18 protein-coding genes and 2 tRNA genes are annotated in these 15,909 nt (G+C 62.7%); 10 read left to right on the top strand and 10 right to left on the bottom strand.

Features of this window, described 5'->3' with window-relative positions; all coding sequences use genetic code 11:
• Positions 1-96: 96 nt before the first annotated feature.
• The 8 genes from AArcS_RS00260 to AArcS_RS00225 all read left to right on the top strand — a co-directional run bounded on the left by AArcS_RS00260 (position 97) and on the right by AArcS_RS00225 (position 5,876).
• Positions 97-858 (top strand): GTP cyclohydrolase IIa, encoded by a 762-nt coding sequence (locus AArcS_RS00260; RefSeq protein ID WP_238480026.1) that lies wholly within the window; start codon positions 97-99, stop codon positions 856-858.
• Entirely contained in the window at positions 855-1,844 is a 990-nt protein-coding gene (locus AArcS_RS00255) for a zinc-dependent alcohol dehydrogenase (protein WP_375139666.1), read from the top strand. The genes AArcS_RS00260 and AArcS_RS00255 overlap by 4 nt, the downstream gene beginning before the upstream one ends.
• A 69-nt stretch (positions 1,845-1,913) precedes the next feature.
• Positions 1,914-2,378, top strand: coding sequence for a hypothetical protein (locus tag AArcS_RS00250; protein WP_238478429.1), 465 nt, complete (start codon positions 1,914-1,916; stop codon positions 2,376-2,378).
• Positions 2,379-2,437: 59 nt separating this feature from the next.
• Positions 2,438-2,800: a DUF7475 family protein gene (locus AArcS_RS00245; protein WP_375139665.1), complete on the top strand. Its 363-nt coding sequence runs from the start codon at positions 2,438-2,440 to the stop codon at positions 2,798-2,800.
• Positions 2,797-3,576 carry a hypothetical protein gene (locus AArcS_RS00240; protein ID WP_238478427.1) on the top strand — a complete coding sequence of 260 codons (780 nt, stop codon included), beginning with the start codon at positions 2,797-2,799 and terminating at the stop codon, positions 3,574-3,576. The genes AArcS_RS00245 and AArcS_RS00240 overlap by 4 nt, the downstream gene beginning before the upstream one ends.
• A complete protein-coding gene (locus AArcS_RS00235) occupies positions 3,573-4,340 on the top strand; it encodes a CDP-alcohol phosphatidyltransferase family protein (protein ID WP_238478426.1) in 768 nt (255 codons plus the stop codon). Before AArcS_RS00240 ends, AArcS_RS00235 begins: the two co-directional genes overlap by 4 nt.
• A gap of 46 nt (positions 4,341-4,386) precedes the next feature.
• Positions 4,387-4,764, top strand: coding sequence for a 6-pyruvoyl trahydropterin synthase family protein (locus AArcS_RS00230; protein WP_238478425.1), 378 nt, complete (start codon positions 4,387-4,389; stop codon positions 4,762-4,764).
• Between the two features lie 8 nt (positions 4,765-4,772).
• On the top strand, positions 4,773-5,876 hold the full coding sequence (locus AArcS_RS00225) for a glycosyltransferase family 4 protein (RefSeq protein ID WP_238478424.1): 1,104 nt from the start codon (positions 4,773-4,775) through the stop codon (positions 5,874-5,876).
• Here AArcS_RS00225 and AArcS_RS00220 read toward each other — a convergent pair.
• The 5 genes from AArcS_RS00220 to AArcS_RS00200 form a co-directional block, all read right to left on the bottom strand.
• The gene (locus AArcS_RS00220; protein ID WP_238478423.1) at positions 5,853-6,725 is read right to left on the bottom strand and encodes a class I SAM-dependent methyltransferase; all 873 of its coding nucleotides are present in this window, start codon (positions 6,723-6,725) and stop codon (positions 5,853-5,855) included. The genes AArcS_RS00225 and AArcS_RS00220 overlap by 24 nt on opposite strands.
• A gap of 54 nt (positions 6,726-6,779) precedes the next feature.
• Positions 6,780-7,373, bottom strand: a complete 594-nt coding sequence (locus AArcS_RS00215) for a hypothetical protein (protein WP_238478422.1) — start codon at positions 7,371-7,373, stop codon at positions 6,780-6,782.
• Between the two features lie 189 nt (positions 7,374-7,562).
• Positions 7,563-7,634: transfer RNA gene (locus AArcS_RS00210), tRNA-Thr, on the bottom strand.
• 76 nt (positions 7,635-7,710) lie between these two features.
• On the bottom strand, positions 7,711-8,409 hold the full coding sequence (locus tag AArcS_RS00205) for a DUF7114 family protein (RefSeq protein WP_238478421.1): 699 nt from the start codon (positions 8,407-8,409) through the stop codon (positions 7,711-7,713).
• Positions 8,410-8,494: 85 nt separating this feature from the next.
• Positions 8,495-9,859 carry a restriction endonuclease gene (locus AArcS_RS00200; protein ID WP_238478420.1) on the bottom strand — a complete coding sequence of 455 codons (1,365 nt, stop codon included), beginning with the start codon at positions 9,857-9,859 and terminating at the stop codon, positions 8,495-8,497.
• Positions 9,860-9,956: 97 nt separating this feature from the next.
• On the opposite strand from AArcS_RS00200, the gene AArcS_RS00195 reads away from it, so the two are divergent.
• A complete protein-coding gene (locus AArcS_RS00195) occupies positions 9,957-10,655 on the top strand; it encodes an enoyl-CoA hydratase/isomerase family protein (RefSeq protein WP_238478419.1) in 699 nt (232 codons plus the stop codon).
• Positions 10,656-10,661: 6 nt separating this feature from the next.
• Here the strand turns inward: AArcS_RS00195 and AArcS_RS00190 are convergent, their stop codons facing one another.
• From AArcS_RS00190 to AArcS_RS00175, 4 genes are all read right to left on the bottom strand, one after another.
• Entirely contained in the window at positions 10,662-11,456 is a 795-nt protein-coding gene (locus AArcS_RS00190) for an NAD+ synthase (protein WP_238478418.1), read from the bottom strand.
• Positions 11,457-11,579: 123 nt separating this feature from the next.
• A complete protein-coding gene (locus AArcS_RS00185; protein WP_238478417.1) occupies positions 11,580-13,010 on the bottom strand; it encodes an NAD(P)(+) transhydrogenase (Re/Si-specific) subunit beta in 1,431 nt (476 codons plus the stop codon).
• Positions 13,007-13,288 carry an NAD(P) transhydrogenase subunit alpha part 2 gene (locus tag AArcS_RS00180; RefSeq protein WP_238478416.1) on the bottom strand — a complete coding sequence of 94 codons (282 nt, stop codon included), beginning with the start codon at positions 13,286-13,288 and terminating at the stop codon, positions 13,007-13,009. Before AArcS_RS00180 ends, AArcS_RS00185 begins: the two co-directional genes overlap by 4 nt.
• Entirely contained in the window at positions 13,288-14,481 is a 1,194-nt protein-coding gene (locus AArcS_RS00175; protein ID WP_238478415.1) for an NAD(P) transhydrogenase subunit alpha, read from the bottom strand. The genes AArcS_RS00180 and AArcS_RS00175 overlap by 1 nt, the downstream gene beginning before the upstream one ends.
• Positions 14,482-14,702: 221 nt before the next feature.
• Between AArcS_RS00175 and AArcS_RS00170 the strand changes: the two genes are divergently transcribed.
• Positions 14,703-14,773, top strand: a tRNA-Gly gene (locus AArcS_RS00170).
• A gap of 324 nt (positions 14,774-15,097) precedes the next feature.
• Here AArcS_RS00170 and AArcS_RS00165 read toward each other — a convergent pair.
• A complete protein-coding gene (locus AArcS_RS00165; protein WP_238478414.1) occupies positions 15,098-15,865 on the bottom strand; it encodes a hypothetical protein in 768 nt (255 codons plus the stop codon).
• Positions 15,866-15,909 lie beyond the last annotated feature (44 nt).

Here is a 15,909-nt window from a genome sequence, read left to right as displayed (position 1 = left end):
GCCACTCTACTCCGCGAGAGCCCTTGCCGGAACACGACCGATTATTACAGGAGAATCCTGAGTGGTCCTGTGACTAGCACACGGGAGTCGATCCAGATCTCACTCGTCCAGCTGGACAACTACGGGCCGTGGACGGTGACGCCGTCGCCGCGTCGCGAGACGGATCTGCAGGCACTACAGGCACGGCTGTACGCGGCCCTCGCCGATTTCGTCGGCAACCACGACGGCTACGCCTTCTTCGACCGGTTCGACAACATGATCGCCGTCACAGACGGGATGACCGTACCGGACCACGAGCGATTCCAGGAACAGATCAGGAACCAGTTCCCGGTGACAGTGAGCATCGGAATCGGCGTCGGCCGGACGCCGACCGAGGCGCTGGGGGCCGCCTCGCAGGCGCTCCAGGCGGAAGGAAGTGCACAGGACGCGGACAGAACCGAGCAACTGGCGACAGCCGGAGCAGTCGGGGACACTCGCGGGTCGCTGACCGTCGCTCATTTCGACGTGGTCGACGTCACCGGCGAGTTTACGGATCAGAAAGCCGCAGGGGAGACCTCACTTGCGATCCAGCGGGCGACTGTTTCGCTCGCGTCGTACCTGCGCGAAGAGCACGAGGGGATCGCCCGATTCGTCGGCGGCGACAACATCATTGCACTCTGTCCGTCACTCGACGAGGGTGCGTTCGAGGGGGCGAGAGAGCACGTGCAGGCAACGACCGGGATCGACCTGCAAGTGGGGGTCGGCGAGGGTGAAACCCCACATAAGGCAGGGTATCGGGCGAAACTGGCGCTCGAAGAATGTCGGGAGACGGGCCGACGGATCGAGCGGTTCAGCCCTCAGGCAACTATCGATCGATGAACGCGAGCGCGCTGTATTTTACCGACGAACGGACCGTCGAAACCCGATCAATAGAGATCGACGGCCCCGCCTCGGACGAACTACTGATAGAGACCGAGTTCTCGGCGGTGAGCGCAGGGACCGAACTGCTGGTCTACCGGAACGAGACGCCGCCCGAAACGGCAGTCGACGAGACCATCGAGAGTCTCCGTGGTGAATTCTCGTATCCGATGCAGTACGGCTACGCTGCAGTGGGCGAGGTAGTCGATAGGGGACGAGACGTCGAGGGCGACTGGGTCGGTAAACGGGTGTTCGCGTTCAACCCACACCAGACACGGTTCAGCGCCCGACCGGACGACGTGATCGAGGTCCCCGAGGAACTCTCGGCCGAGCACGCGACGCTGTTACCGACCGTCGAGACCGCGACGAACCTGACGCTCGATGTTCACCCACGTCTGGGCGAGCAGGTCGTCGTATTTGGTGCCGGCGTCATCGGGCTGTGTACGGTGCGACTCCTCTCGGAGTTCCCCCTCGACCGACTGGTCGCCGTCGATCCGATCGAGAGCCGTCGGGCACTCGCCGTGGAGTTAGGAGCTGATACCGGCTGTCATCCGGAGCATCTCGGCGAGCACGCAGGCGAGGTCGACGTTGCAGTCGAGCTGTCTGGCCAGCCCGACGCCCTCGACGATGCCATCGGAGTTGTCAGCTACGACGGTCGCGTCGTTGTCGGCTCCTGGTATGGGACCAAACGCGCCCGGATCGACTTCGGAAGCCGGTTCCACCGCAATCGGATCGAACTCGTCTCCAGCCAGGTGAGTACCATCGATCCCGAACTGCGCGGCAGGTGGGATACCGACCGACGCATGGACACGGCGCTGGAGTGGCTCGGGCGAATGGATGCGGGGTCACTCGTCAGTCATCAGATTCCCTTCGAGGAAGCCGGACGGGCCTACGAGCTGCTGGACGAGCGTGAGGAATCGGCGGTACAGGTGGTGTTGACCTACTGAATGAACTCCTGCCGATCGCTTCGAGATCTATTGGTACGCGCCGGACTATCCGCGTTTGGGGGTGTTCTCATGTGGGTCACGCTTACCTACGTTTCTCTCTGGCAGGTGCGAGTGGTCGGTGCGCGGCTCTCCAGGCAGTTCCCAGGGTGGCTCGTCCCGAAGCCGTTCCGTGTGCTTCCCCCGCCCGAAAGCGAGTACGTCGGCGTCTGGGATGTCCCCCCTGCGACGGCACGCGACCGGCTCGCAGAGTGTGGGTTTAGCCAGATGATCCGGGCGTACCTCCACGCATACGAACGGGACGGGAAAGTACTGTACGAGGTGGCCAGCTGCTCGTATCGACCCGGCGGGACGTTCGGGCGCTGGCAACTTCACGTTCGGCTGTTCCCGACGCCGGAGGGAACGACTGACGTGTGGTGTCACTGGGAGTTAAATCCGAACGTCGCCCCCCTCGCCCACCTCAGACAGGAGGGCTACGATCCCGAAGACGGGGAACGGCGGCTCCGTGAACTACTCGACGACGTCTCGTTCGAGTAGGGGGTTCCCCTATGCAAAGGGATTTGTCGTATCAGCCATAGCCATAGACAATGAGTATCATGGATCGATCACTTGCACTCGACTCGCTGACACCGCTGCACTGGCTTGGCATCGCGATGGCGCTCGTGAGCGCGCTCGTCCACCTCGTCCTCGGCGTCGGCTTCTTCCCACACTACATGGGCGTACTCTTTTTGCTCGCAACGGGTGGCTTCGTCGGTGCTGTCGTGCTTGTACTGTTGGATTACCGGCGTACGGTCGTCTACCTCGTTGGAATCCCGTTTACCCTGTCACAGATCGTGGGGTGGTACGTGGTCAACCAGCCCGACAGCGTGTCTGCACTCGGCGCGGCGGACATCGCCGACAAAGTCGCACAGGTCGTCCTGATCGCCGTGCTGGTAGTTCTCTACCGACGCGAGTCGTGAAACGGGAATCGATCTCCCGCCGCAAGCAACTGCGCGGTCGGCTCGTGGTCGCGATACGGCGGGGCGTGACGGCCCCAGCGACCCGACGCGTTCCGCTCACAGCACTGCGCCGATATCACCGTCTACGACGGCGTCTCGGGCCGCGGCGGTACACCGACGCCGATCCGTTCGCACTGCTGCAGGTGGATCCGGGGCGGATCGAACGGAGCCTGCTGGAGACCGCACCCGCACGGCCACAGTGGGGGCGGGTCGTCGGCGGCGACTGGGACCGGGCGGGTGAGTCGTTCGACGACCGGCAGGTACCCCGGGGACTTGAACAGCGGTTCGTCGAAGACAGTCCGTGGAGGGAGACGGCACTCTACGACGCCTATGTCGAGCAGCTGAAGCGGTTCGGTAACGCCTGGGAGCACACATCGATCAACGATTTCGAGCGGCGCTGTCGCGAGATCGAGCGGGTGTATGAGTCGATCAAACGGGAAGGCTACCGGGAGCAGGCCGAATTGAGAGACCACGGAGCGACGGTCGGTGTCCGGGCCGACGAGATTAACGTCGATATCGGCCGGGACGGAACGATCTACTGGCGGACGTACGGACAACACCGGCTCGCGATCGCGAAGTTACTCGACATCGAGACGGTGCCCGTGGTCGTGCAGCGTCGCCACAGGGAGTGGCAGCGCGTCCGCGACCGGGTACGGGAACAGGGACAGACCGGTATCGACGAGGAGTCTCACCACCACCCGGACCTGCGAGATCTCGTCGAGGAGGGAGTGGGATGACCGCAGAGCAATCGGCTGACGTGACCGCCCGTCGTCACCACTGGACGGCTGCCGCGGGAGCCACGGCCCTTCTCGCGGTCGTCGGCGGGAGCGGACTCGCACTCGCGTGGGAGAGTGGCCCGCCGAATCCATACCTACTCGGGGCCCTCGTCGGGTTCGCCGTCGTGGTAACGACGACATGGCGAGCATTTCAGCTCGCTCGAACCGAGGTCGGTCCGGAGCGGATCACGGCTGCCACCTGGGTGACGATCGCCAGAGGAGGTGCACTGGTCCTGCTGACCGGGTTCTTGTTCGTACCCTCACCGGACGGGCTGGTCACGTGGGTTCCCGGCATCCTGTTCGCGCTCGCCGCCGCGGTAGACGCCGCCGACGGGGCCATTGCCCGCTGGTTGGACTGCGAATCGAAACGAGGGGAACGTCTCGACGTCGAGATCGACTCGCTCACTGTCCTCGTGGGGGCCGTCCTCGCGGTCCGGTACGGCGTCGCCCCGGTGATTTTCGTCGTCGTCGGCGTCGCTCGGTACGCCTTCGTCGCCGGGATCAAGTACCGTCGACGACGCGGCCGCAACGTGTACGATCTCGACCCGAGCGACCTCCGGCGTGCACTCGGAGGAGCCGCGATGGTCGTTATCTGCCTTGCGCTGTTGCCGGTCCCCGGCGTGTCACTCTCACGGCTGCTGGCGTGGATCGTGCTAGTCCCATTTCTGGTGAACTTTACGCGGGACTGGCTGGTGGTCTCCGGGCGACTCGACGGAGCGCAGTAACGACAGCGAGCCACGAATTTAAGCACACGCAGTCAAAGGGACAGTTATGTACACTGTATCCGCCACCCGATCATTCGTCGCTCAGCACTGGCTGACAGTTCCCGATCCGGGACCGGAAGGAGCCCTCCATTCGCATCACTTCACAGTGGAGGTGACGTTCGAGGGACCGGAGCTAAACGAGTACGGCTACCTCGTCGATATCGACGCCGTCATCGAGGCACTGGAAGCGACGGTCGCGGAATTCCGCGACGAGACACTCAACGAGTTACCGGCGTTCGAGGGTCGAAATCCAAGCGCCGAACACTTCGCCCGGATCTTCGGCGATAGCCTGCTCGCACGCCTGCAGCCCGAGACGGCGACGCGTTTTGAAGTCGGACTACAGGAAGACGATATCGCGACTGTCACCCACGAGCGAACGCTCTGAGTACGAGCGTGAGCGAGACGACGATGCACGTCGGGCTGGTGATCTACGGGGATCTGAACGCGACTTCCGGTGGCTTTCGGTACGACCGACAGCTCGTCTCGTATCTCCGGGAGCAGGGCGACACCGTCGACGTGATCTCGCTTCCGTGGCGCTCGTATCCGCGTGGACTCGTCGACGGCGTCTCCCCGTCGATCCGGGCGAAACTCGACCGATCCGTCGACGTGCTCGTACAGGACGGGCTCTGCCATCCGTCGTTGTGGCGACAGAATCACCAACTTGAGAAGCCGGGAGCGATCGTCACGCTCATCCACCATCTTCGATCGGACGATCCGACCGAACGGTTCGGCCCGACGTTTCGGCCGTTTGAGCGGCGATACCTCGAATCAGTCGACGCCGCGATCAGTACGAGCCAGTTCAGCCGGACCCGTGCGTGCGAGCTGGCGGCCGAACTGGGCCGAAAGCCCACTCTCGTTGCGCCCCCGGCCGGGCGAACCGAGGGAGCTGCGGTCACGCCGGAGCGTGTCAGGAAACGAGCGGTAACCGGGCCGCTCCGTGTCGTCTACCTCGGGAACGTGGTTCCCCGCAAGGACCCCAAAACGCTTCTGGCCGCCATCGCGCGCGGCCACCCGGAGCGGGACTGGGAACTGACCGTCGTCGGGAGCCACGACGCCGATCCCGACTACGCCGCGTCAGTCGTCATGGCGGCCAGCGAGTACGGAATCGACGATCGGGTGGAGTTCACAGGAAAGATCGAACCACCCGGGTTGGAGGCCATTCTCGAACGGAGCCACGTCTGCTGTGTGCCCTCGCGCTACGAGGCGTTCGGTATGGTCTATCTGGAAGCGATGGAGTACGGCGTCGTCCCGATTGCCGGGAGCGTCGGCGGCGCAGGCGAATTCGTCGAGCATGGCCACAACGGGTTCGTGGTAGAGCCAGGCGACGAGGCTGGAATCACCACACACTTGCAGGAACTCGACGACCAGCGCGGGAGACTTGCCCAGCTAGGCAAACGAGCTCTCGTGACAGCGAGACAGCATCCGACGTGGGACGAATCAATGAGCGATATTCGAGCGTTCCTCGGCAAGCAATCAGACGGTGAGCAAGACGTCTAACTGGTGAGCGACGTAGACGAGTTCGTCCCGAAGGATCTGCTCGTGTCGGTGATCTTCCCAGCGCACCAGTCGGTCGCCGTCGACCGCCGGATCGTCAACAAGAGCCGAGGCCACCGTATCGACAATGTGATGCAGGAAATACGCTTCATCGGCCTGGTATCCGTTCTCGGTGGGAGCGACGACCCAGTCGGATGCCCCTGCGGCGATCAATGTGTGATCGTTTGCCGCACGTGAGAGCAAGTGCTGGCCAGCGTGTGGATCACCCGGGTTCTCGCGGCGGATCATATCCTCGTGGTATCGCTCGACGACGTGATCGTCGAACGACGGGAAGACAGTCGGCTGGAACGTCGTCCCGCCGTCGAAGGTGATCGGAAAATAACAGTGACAGCCCGCTGGGAGACGGTCGAATAGCTCGTCGACCTCCGCCGAATCCAGCAGGTCGAGAAGCGCAGATCCGATAACCAGATCCGGTGTCTCTGTCGAAAGATAGTCCGCAGCGTCCATCACCGCGGTCTCAATCCTGATTTCCTGATCGTTGCGACGGAGAGTAATTCCGCTGTCTTGGGAGACAGTATAGCCTTCCGACGCCGCCCAGTCGGGGAGCCGTTCTTTCGCGGCGGCGATCGACGCCCCGTCGACATCGACTAACGTGTACGTAAGCCGGTCAGGGAGCAGCCCCCAGTCGAGGAGGCGCTGGAGCATCGTACCGATACCAGCACCGATCTCGACGACCTCGGACGCATCCGCAAGTATCGGTTCCAGTTCTTCCAGCACGTGCCGGTTCAGCGACCGGTCGTCGATCGTCCGTTTCGCCGCGAGATAACGCTCCTGCGAGTAGGTTCGGGTCACTCGTGCGTTATCCGTGGCCGAATCGACATACCGTTTTGGTCTCCGGCGAACGCATCACTCCAGCCGTTCGAGGAAGGTGCCCACCACGAAGACGTTCGTCCCTGTACAGAAAGCGACCCCGCCCGCGGTCAGTACCGTCATGCTGAGGAAGAACTCGTCGTGGTACGGGTGAACCCCCGAGGCCCCCAGACTTTCGATCGCCCCGAGACCGGCATGGCCCAGTCCCGCGAGCACCAGCGTCGCGACGACGCCGAGCAGGCCGGTGACGAATCCGAATCCGGAGAAGATATCCTCAAATCCGACCAGCGACCACGCCTGACTCTCCGAAACCTCTCCGAGCGACGACCGATACGCCGAGACTACACCGAGACCGCCAGCCGAGACGAGGAGACACGCCACACTGAGCAACAGCAGTGCGGAAAACGCCACCGGAGAGAAGGCCGGGTTCCCGCCAAAGTAGGTCTGTGAAACTGCTGGAGGAAGAAACACCATTATCGGTACGGTCGCCGACGCCGCAAACAGCAGGTAGCTACAGCCACGGACTTTCTGGGCGATCGACCAGCGGCTCAGGAGTCCGTGTTGCGCCCGGATGAGTTCGTACTCCCGTCCGTCGAGCACCATCTCGGTGTACTTGTTCGGATCCCCCATACTGTGACAGGGTAACAAGGTTGGTGTATATATCCGTTTCGGCAGGTGAGATTTTTGTTGCGGTCACGCGGATCGACGGCCGACCCGGACTCCTCGGACACAACCGGTGACAATCCGAGCCGAGTGGCGGAAGCGAGGGCATCTCGTGTGACCACTCGTTCTGTTGATCACCGTTCGTTCCTCGCAGAAAGCCTAGGCCGGGATTTGAACCCGGGCTCTCGTCCTTACCAAGGACGCGCTTTACCGCTAAGCTACCCAGGCACGGGTGCATCCTTCGATTATCGGGATCCGACTTTATGCGTTTCGATTCCCGGATACCGCGGGACGCCGTCCCGAATCAGTGATCGGTCGCCGACTGCTGGACGTGATCGTCAGTGCCATCGGACGAGCGCGATCCAAGCATGGTGTCGAGATCGCTGGGTAATAGCTCGGCTGCAGGGGGAAGTGGTGTATCGGCCGCCCCAAGTTCGTTTGCGAGGTCAAGGAGCCTCGTCGGGACCAGCCCTGCCTCCGCAGTCGGCCATGGGCTATCGCCCGCGGTCGCGCCCGCGATCACTGCCAGCTCGAAGACGTTCCGTTCGAGCGAGCGATCCAGCGAGGCGGCGGCGTCGGCGCTTTCGGCGCTTCGGCGGAGCGTCTGGTCGCGGCCGAACGCCCGGACGGTCTCGACGGCCTTGTCGGCGGCCTCGGTCCGGGCGAGCAGATAAAAGCCCCGTGAGACGAGGACGTCGGCGGCGAGGATTTCGAGGTTGGGTTCGGTGTGATCGCGCGGGTCGCGGGTGGCCCAGGGCTGTTCCTGGGCGAGCGTCCGGGTCAGGCGCAGTCCCTCGTAGATCAACTGGACGCCAGCACCGCGTTCGGCGACGGAGTCGGCTGTCGCCGAGCCGTCAATCGACCGTGCACTGGACAGGGTGAGCGCTCCCGGGGCCATGGAGGCGTCGTCGAGACGATCGTCGAGAAGCTTGCGGAGGGTAGTCGGCTCGATATCCGCGACTGCGTCGTGTGCTGCCTGCCGAGTCCGCACGGCCTCATCCATCACGCCGGACTAGGGAGAGGAAGGGCAAAGACCTTTGGAAAGTCGGCCTGCGAGTAGCTGCGAGAGATCGCATGCGGGCTCGGCCTCAGATGACGAGACCGAGCAGGCCAAACAGGAGTAGACCGACAATGATTGCGGCCGCCCCAGCGAGCAAGGGATTCTCCATTGCTTTGCGGTAGAACGGCATCGCGTCGTACTCGGCGCGGAACCGTTCGAGGTTCTCGCGGTCGTAGAAGTACTTCGTCTTGAACAGGAACGATTCGGTGACGGCACAGCCCGTACAGACCGGAGCACCGTCCAGTCGTTCCGTTTCGATGTGGTCGTCGCAGTTGACACTCCCGCAGTTCTCACAGTAGGTGAGCAGTCCATCCCCACCGCAATGGACACAGTGGCCGAACGCCCCGTCCATGACGACTGTGTCACGATCCGCCGTGAGATAGCTGTGCTGGTAGGCATACTCGCCGAGTTCGAGCCGTGCATCGACCGCCGGAACGTAGACTGGATGGAGCGATCGGATCGAGACGTCTGACTCTGTCGGGCGACAGGTCCTGGTGTACGTGACATTGTTGTCGCCGGTATACCGAACGGTCGTCTCGAAGCGGTCGCACTGCAGTTCCGCAATCCAGTCGCGGTACTCCGCTTCAGTGCGGCCGAACCGTTCCGTATCGACGGCGTCGAACTGCTCTCGATACCGGTCGAGAGCAATGGGTTCGGTACGGTCGACGTTTCGAGCCACGAGTCGGCTGACATCGCCCGCGAGCGGTCGTGGGCCGTCGCGGTCGGCGAGGATCGAGATGGGGTCGCGCTCGTCGACGCGATGGATGACGCCGACGGAGGTCTCGAATACGGCGTTTACATGGGTGTCAGCATACACGATCGGAAGCAAGGTGAGGGTAATCTTCGACGGGGCGACAAGCTCCGGATCGAGGTTCTCGACACTGCTCGCCGCAGCGCGGAGCTGGCTAGCGACGGATTCCCGGTCCCGCGGCGGCGCGAGCGTCTCCTCACAGACGATTTCGATCCGGCCACTGTAGAGATCCATCCCGATCTCATCGCCGACCTCGCGGAGCCGCTGGCCGTCGAACAGTTCGATTTCGGCTGCCCCGGATTCACGGCCAACCCGTGCCGCGTACTCCTCGGCCGGGCGGGTAAAGCGTCCGGTCGTCGCGACCATCCCGCGCTTCGGTCCCGGATGATCGTAGGTCTGTACCGCGGAGTGGAGTTTCTGGACGACCGGCCGACCGACGGTCGCGGTGTGTTTGCACTCGACGACGACCGCGCTCGGTGGCCCGTTCTCCCGCGGTTCTTCCATCAGGATGTCACGCCCTTTGTCGGCGATGCGTTCGGCCTGCCGAACGTTCCGGTAGCCCATCTTCCGGAAGACCTCGACCATCACGTCCTCGAACTCGAAGCCGGAAAGGTCGTCGAGTACCGTTGCGTCCGCGTCCATTACTGTCAGATCTGTCTCCTGAACCCACAAGGAGTTTGTGCCCTTCGGTGCCAGCCGTTGCGGCAGAACTTACAGGACGGAGGGCTACACTCAGTACATGATCGAGCAGCGCGTCGACGAGCGGGTTCGGGTAGTGACGTTGTCGCGCCCAGACCGACGTAATGCGTTGACACCAGATGGTCTCGATCAGCTCGAAACCGCAATCGCGGATGCCGATGAACCGGTGGTGTACCTCCACGGCGCGGGCACGGCGTTCTGTGCGGGGGCCGATCTCGATGCGGTCGACGCGCTGGAGGATGCCGATGCGGCGCGGGACTTTTCGGCACGCGGCCAGCGGGTCGCACAGGCGATCGAGACAGCAGATGCGATCGTCGTCGCCGGGATCGACGGCGCGGCCCGCGGCGGCGGCGTCGAACTCGCGCTCGCGTGTGACGTCCGGGTCGCAACACCCACAGCCACGTTCGGCGAACCAGGCGTCACCTTCGGCCTGTTCGGAGCGTGGGGAGGGACCGTCCGCCTGCCCGAGATCGTCGGCCTCGGGGATGCGATGGAGTTCTCGGTGAGCGGTCGCGACCTCTCCGCCGAAGAAGCACGCCGGATCGGACTCGTCTCGCGGATCGTCGAGCAACCTGAGGCGGTTTCCCACGAGATTGCTGGCAACGATCCAGCGGCGCTCGCGGTACTCAAAGAGCGACTTCGAGACACCGCGAGCAAGGCCGAGCAGGAACGTCGAGAGGCGGACGCCTTCGCGGAACTGGTGAGAGAGCGCAAGCGAAGAAACGACGACGGAAGCTAAGCCAGCTCAGTCGAGGGCGGGCGGCGCGGGCGGCATCGAGCGCTTGTGTGCACTCCGTTCGTACATCCCTCGTACCTCTTCGACAGTACTGACATCGACATCGAGGGTTGCCGCAGTGGCGCTGGCAGAAAGCGCACCGTCGACGTGCAGTGCGAGGATCGGATCAAGCGTGTCGTACGCGATCCCCATCTCCTCTTCGTCGGTCTGCTCGCTCCAGAGACCTGCCGTCGGAGTTTTGTCGACCAGATCCTCGGGAACGCCGAGGTCGCGTGCTAGCTGGCGAACCTGCACCTTGTATAGGTTGCCGATCGGATGGCAGTCCACCGCTCCATCGCCGTATTTCGTGTAGTAACCCACCTGTGCTTCGCTCCGGTTGCCCGTCCCCAGCACGAGCCGGTTCTCGTGGTTCCCGACCAGATAGTTCAGGACGCCGCGAGTCCGCGCGCGAGCGTTACCGACCGCGAGGTCGTCGCCCTCGGCCTCGGGATACCCCGCGACGAGCTGGTCGATAATCGGCTGGATCTCGATTACCTCGTACTCGATGTCGAGCATCTCGGCGACCCGTTCCGCATCGCTCATATTGGCTTCGTGACTGACCTCTCCGGGCATCACGAGCCCCTTGAGGCCATCGTTGCCAAGCGCTTCCACCGCGAGGTGTGCGACCGTCGTGCTGTCGATCCCTCCTGACAGCCCCAGCACCGCGCCGTCGGCCCCCGCGTCGGCAACCGTCTCCTCGATGAACCCCGTGATATGCTCTCTCCGTTCCGCGAGTTCGACATCCGAAAACCGAAGATCGACCATAGTAAGTCATTTGTTCACACGTGTAAGAATCACTCGGTTCGTGCAATCTATGGAACATATTCTGTCCGGAAGATCGACAATTGGCGACGGTATGCCGGGACGGTAGACGATAGAGAAAGAAAGCTAGTGGTTCTCCTTGTATGCGTTGACTAGCTCCTGCATCGAGCCCTTCGCGTCGCCAAACAGCATGCTCGTGTTGTCCTTCGCGAACAGTGGGTTCGGGATTCCGGAGAAACCAGGACTGAGGCTTCGCTTGTTCACGATCACCGATCGTGCATCCGAGACGTTGAGGACGGGCATCCCGGCGATCGGGCTCGACTCGTCGGTGTTTGCCTTCGGATTGACGACGTCGTTCGCGCCGGTCACGATGACGACGTCAGTCTGGGAGAAGGTCGGATTGACCTCCTCGAGCTCCCGCATCTTGTCGTACGGGACATCAGCTTCCGCCAGTAGCGCGTTCATGTGGCCGGGCATCCGTCCCGCGACCGGATGAATGCCGAACTCGACGTCGACGTCGTTCTCGTCGAGCAGCTCGGCGAGCTCCGCGACCGCGTGCTGGGCCTGCGCGACTGCCATCCCGTAGCCGGGAACGATGACGACCCGCTTGGCGGTGTCCAGCAACATCTCGACCTCCTCGGGGGACGTCTCGGTGATGTTGCCGTCGTAGATGTCGTCCATCGCTTCCTGATCCGGCTCCTCGCCGAACCCGCCGAACAGGACGTTCGTGAGCGACCGGTTCATGGACTCACACATAATGACAGTGAGGATCATCCCTGCTGCGCCAACGAGCGTCCCTGCGATGATCAGCGCGCTGTTGTCCAGTACGAAACCGGTCCCGGCAGCGGCGAGTCCCGAGTAAGCGTTCAACAGTGCGATGACGACCGGCATATCAGCGCCGCCGATCGGAATCACAAGGAGGATTCCGAGCACGGCGGCAGCGAGCACCAGCAGCCAGTACGGTGGTATCCAGTCGGCATGGAGTTGCGCAGCGAACAGGTCGGGGCTTGCAACGAGGTAGCCGCCAAACACCAGCGCGACGAGCAGGACGAGGGCTTTCATCACCTGCTCACCATCGTATCGGATCGCAGAGGTAGTGATGAGCCCGTGGAGCTTTCCGGCCGCGACCAGACTACCGAAGAGGGTAACCGAGCCGACGATGCCGGAGAAGACTGCTGCGACACCCACATCGACCGGAATCGCGTCGGTCGAGCCGAGTTCAACGAGTTCCGCGCCGGCAACCACGGCAGACGCACCACCGCCGAACCCGTTGAACAGACCGACGAGCTGTGGCATTTCGGTCCGCTCGACTCTGACGGCGAGGATCGTTCCGACGGCGGTGCCGACGAGCAAGGCGCTAAAGAGCACCAGCGGGTCAATGATCTCGAACCACAGGACCGTGACGACGACGGCAACGAACATCCCGCCAGCGGAGATGAGGTTGCCACGCATCGCCGTCCGGGGATGGGTCATATCCCGCAGGCCCTGAATGAACAGTATCGAAGCGAACAGATAGGCGAGCGCGAGCGTCGATTCCGGCAATGCAGCAAGCATCATCGGTCACCTCCGCGGAAATCAGCGAGCATGAAGTGGCTAACCAGATAGCCACCGACGACGTTGATCGTTGCCATAACGACTGCAACGAACCCAAGCGCTGTCGCCAGCATCGTATCGCCGGAGCCAGCCACGACCACTGCCCCAACGAGCGTGATCCCGGTAATCGCATTCGCACCGGACATCAGCGGCGTATGGAGATTGGTCGGGATCTTGTTGATAATCTCGTATCCGAGGAACGCCGCCAGCACGAACAGCGTCAGGTTCTGGATCAGCGACATCAGGCCTCACCTCCGTTGGATGCGTCGGCAGTCTCGTCACTCTGTCCGTCTTCGTCCGAGCCCTCCCCGTCCTCGCGGTGCGGCGCTCGAACCTCGCCGTCGTGGGTTAGCAGCGTTGCGTCGATGATCTCGTCGTCGAGATCGATCGTCAGCCCATCCTCGCCCGTGAGCAGATCAAGGAAGTTCCGCAGGTTGTTCGCGTACAGTTTGCTCGCGGTCTGGGGGACAGTCGCGGCCAAGTTGGTCGGCCCGTAGATCTCGACGCCGTCGTGGACGACGGTTTCACCGGGTCGAGATGGTTCGCAGTTACCGCCGCTCTCCGCGGCAAGATCGACAACCACGGAGCCCGGATCCATCCGCTCGATCATCTCGGTTGAGATCGGCTGGGGGGCCGGCCGGCCGGGAATCGCTGCCGTCGTGATGAGGACGTCCGAGTCCGGGACAACGCTCATCAGTGTCTCTTGCTGTTGCTGGGCGAAATCTTTCTCCTGTTCTGTCGCGTATCCTTCCTCGTCGGACATCGAATCGGTCTCCGCGCCGACCTCGACGAACTCCGCGCCGAGGCTTTCGACTTCCTCGCGGACCTCCGGCCGGACATCGTTTGCAGTCGCGTTGGCTCCGAGCCGTTCGGCGGTCGAAATCGCCTTCAGTCCCGCAACTCCGGCCCCGAGGACGAACACTTCTGCAGGCTGGATGGTCCCGGCTGCAGTCATTTCCATGGGGAACAGTTTCGGCAGGGCCTCGGCGGCGATCATCGTGGCCTTGTAGCCGCTGACGCTGTCCATCGAGGAGACTGCGTCCATACTCTGTGCCCGGCTGATGCGCGGGATCAGCTCGAGAGCGAACACGTCGACTCCTCGGGAGGCTAGCTCGTCGAGTTCCGCGTCGAGTTCGTACGGACCGAGCAACCCGATCACCACCTGCCCCTCCCGGTACGGTGGGAGCTCGTCGTCGGGCGTCGCCCCGAGCCCGCGGACGTGGAACACGACATCCGATCGCTCGAAGACGTCCTCGTCGTCGACAACGTCACAACCGACCGCTCGATACGACTCGTCACTCCAGCCAGCCCCAGTACCAACTCCGGAGCTGATCAACACCTCGTGGCCGTCGTCCACGAGGGCGTCGGCTACCGGCGGAATGAGGGCCGCCCGCGTTTCGTCTGCAACTGACTCGTTCGGTACCCCGAGTATCATACAGTGAACAACTGCTTTGAGAATCGTTGTCAGTTAACTTTGTCGAAATAGACGTATGTTCAGCAAAAAGCGTTTAAGACCATTATATTATTGTGGAGCTATCAATAAACATACGCACAGTTCAATATTTGTCAAGCTGTATTGTCGGAGACGATGACGGGAGCTGAATCAGCAGTGTTTAAGAATCGCCACCGCATAAATCGGGATGCAGCAACCCGAATGCGCCGGTGGTCTAGTGGTAGGACATGAGCTTCCCAAGCTCATAGCCCGGGTTCAATTCCCGGCCGGCGCATTTCTGCTGCGAACGTCAGTGAGCAGTGAAATCGCTCCGGGAATTGAATCACGCGAGACGAACGGAGTGAGTCTCGCAGTCGGGTTCAATTCCCGGCCGGCGCATGGCTGAGCACCGCGAAGCCATGTTCGAGAGACGAACAGAGTGTCTCTCGACGCATTCCTGCGTCAATGTCACGAACGAAGTGAGTGAGTACCCGGCAGTTCTGACCGACGATCGATCGAATGTGAGGAGTTGAATCGCCGCAACGAGTAGTTGAGCCCCGGGACTAGGAATCAAAATATCAGCCCTTTTATAAGAAAAGTGACGCGAGGGCATAGCGGCTCACTGTGGGCGGGCGACGCTCGAACACCGCAGACAGAGCACGTCATCACCGATCCAGTTGACGCTCGTCGACTCGCAGTTCGGACAGTAGTGGTGATCCGTGTCGTATTCGGTCGACCCTCGCGGGGCGGCAAGATAGCCACCCTCGACGACACGGTCCAGCAACGACGGAAAGCGGCGGCGTTTGTAGCGGGCACGTTCCGCGAGGAAGGCAGCTTGATCTGCAGGATCGGAGCCGTGTAACTGCTCCCACTCGATGGCAATCTCGCCGTCAGCGAGGCTTCTGGCAACCTGCGTGAGCGGCGTCGCGGCGGCCTCGAACAGAGGAGTCGTCGCCCAGCGCTGTGGATCGTCGATCCCCGCGCCAGCGTCTCGATAGGCCGTGACGGCGTCATCGTAGGCCTCGTCCACCCCGTTCAGGTCGCCAGCAACGTGGAGATCGGCGATGAGCTCCTCGAAGCAGGCCCGCTGGGCGGCGTGGTCAGTGACCGCGGCCAGATCACGGCTGACGGCGACACCTTCGACTGCACGGTGGGTCGCACGGGCTTGCTGTCCGGCAACACGATAGCAGATCGACGCCGTGCAGAGATAGCTGAGTCCGATTCCGACCCAGCCGTGTTCGTCGTCATCGAATGGGCTACTGTTCGCCCGCGGACCGGAGAGTACCCGACGTCCCGCACGGGTGTAGGCATCCCCGGCCGCAGTGTAGTTTCGATCGGCGAGGGAGGCGATGGCGTCGTCGTAATGTCCGTCGTCGTCGGCGCGCATGACCGGACTTAGGAGCAGGTGTACACAAAAGTTCGTCCTGACGA

This window comes from Natranaeroarchaeum sulfidigenes (assembly GCF_017094485.1).
GTDB classification, from domain to species: domain Archaea; phylum Halobacteriota; class Halobacteria; order Halobacteriales; family Natronoarchaeaceae; genus Natranaeroarchaeum; species Natranaeroarchaeum sulfidigenes.
This window is presented reverse-complemented; position numbering and strand designations above follow the sequence as displayed.

Excerpts from the sequence above, each read along its gene's own strand:
- AArcS_RS00255 (WP_375139666.1), top strand. The coding sequence starts at position 855 with ATGAACGCGAGCGCGCTGTATTTTACCGACGAACGGACCGTCGAAACC.
- AArcS_RS00250 (WP_238478429.1), top strand. The coding sequence starts at position 1,914 with ATGTGGGTCACGCTTACCTACGTTTCTCTCTGGCAGGTGCGAGTGGTC.
- AArcS_RS00245 (WP_375139665.1), top strand. The coding sequence starts at position 2,438 with ATGGATCGATCACTTGCACTCGACTCGCTGACACCGCTGCACTGGCTT.
- AArcS_RS00235 (WP_238478426.1), top strand. The coding sequence starts at position 3,573 with ATGACCGCAGAGCAATCGGCTGACGTGACCGCCCGTCGTCACCACTGG.
- AArcS_RS00230 (WP_238478425.1), top strand. The coding sequence starts at position 4,387 with ATGTACACTGTATCCGCCACCCGATCATTCGTCGCTCAGCACTGGCTG.
- AArcS_RS00215 (WP_238478422.1), bottom strand. The coding sequence starts at position 7,373 with ATGGGGGATCCGAACAAGTACACCGAGATGGTGCTCGACGGACGGGAG.
- AArcS_RS00205 (WP_238478421.1), bottom strand. The coding sequence starts at position 8,409 with ATGGATGAGGCCGTGCGGACTCGGCAGGCAGCACACGACGCAGTCGCG.
- AArcS_RS00200 (WP_238478420.1), bottom strand. The coding sequence starts at position 9,859 with ATGGACGCGGACGCAACGGTACTCGACGACCTTTCCGGCTTCGAGTTC.
- AArcS_RS00195 (WP_238478419.1), top strand. The coding sequence starts at position 9,957 with ATGATCGAGCAGCGCGTCGACGAGCGGGTTCGGGTAGTGACGTTGTCG.
- AArcS_RS00190 (WP_238478418.1), bottom strand. The coding sequence starts at position 11,456 with ATGGTCGATCTTCGGTTTTCGGATGTCGAACTCGCGGAACGGAGAGAG.
- AArcS_RS00185 (WP_238478417.1), bottom strand. The coding sequence starts at position 13,010 with ATGATGCTTGCTGCATTGCCGGAATCGACGCTCGCGCTCGCCTATCTG.
- AArcS_RS00180 (WP_238478416.1), bottom strand. The coding sequence starts at position 13,288 with ATGTCGCTGATCCAGAACCTGACGCTGTTCGTGCTGGCGGCGTTCCTC.
- AArcS_RS00175 (WP_238478415.1), bottom strand. The coding sequence starts at position 14,481 with ATGATACTCGGGGTACCGAACGAGTCAGTTGCAGACGAAACGCGGGCG.
- AArcS_RS00165 (WP_238478414.1), bottom strand. The coding sequence starts at position 15,865 with ATGCGCGCCGACGACGACGGACATTACGACGACGCCATCGCCTCCCTC.